Origin of the sequence: Psychrobacter sp. AOP7-B1-24, from assembly GCF_052376215.1 — a bacterium.
Taxonomy (GTDB): Bacteria; Pseudomonadota; Gammaproteobacteria; order Pseudomonadales; family Moraxellaceae; genus Psychrobacter.
Genome location: NZ_JBQSVL010000198.1, coordinates 1 through 716 on the forward strand (window position 1 = coordinate 1; position 716 = coordinate 716).

Here is a 716-nt window from a genome sequence, read left to right on the forward strand (position 1 = left end):
TGTATCGGTGTAAAACCGCCATTGCCCATGTTTGGGCGCTTATGATTATAATGGTATAACCAGTTTTCTGCTTGTGCGCGTACCTGCTCTAGATTATCAAACAGCTCCTGATTTAACCAATCATATCTCATGGTTCTGTTAAAGCGCTCTACATACGCATTTTGCTGTGGATTGCCAGGTTCAATATAGCTTAAGATGATACCTTGCTGCTCAGCCCAGTCTTTGAGCGCATTGCTGATGTATTCAGGGCCGTTATCGCATCTTATCTGCACAGGTTTGCCTCGGTACTCAATAAGCTGATTAAGACTGCGTATGACCCTCCCGGCCGGTAGCGAGAAGTTGACTTCAACGGTGAGTGCCTCACGGTTGTAATCATCAATGACATTGAACAGTCTAAAGCCGCGGCCATCAGTTAAGCCGTCGTGCATAAAGTCCATGCTCCAGCTTTGGTTAATCCTATCAGGTACTGCTAATGGTATTGGTTTAGCACGTTTAATGCGACGCTTAGGCTTGATTCTAAGGTTGAGTTCAAGCTCGCAGTAGATGCGATATACCCGCTTATGGTTGTACGGCAGTCCTAGCACATTACGCAAGGTTAAAAAGCACAAGCCAAAGCCCCAGTTCTTGTTCTCATCAGTCAGTTTGATAAGTAAGTCCGCTATTTGCTGGTTCTCATCTGTTACCACCGACTTGTGATAATAACAGGTGACGCTGAT

General features: G+C 45.4%; 1 protein-coding gene. It reads right to left on the minus strand.

What is annotated here, in order from left to right; translation table 11 throughout:
* Positions 1–716, minus strand: a 716-nt coding sequence (locus ACT3QP_RS14980; RefSeq protein WP_444526052.1) for an IS3 family transposase, incomplete at both ends; no start/stop codon positions are given.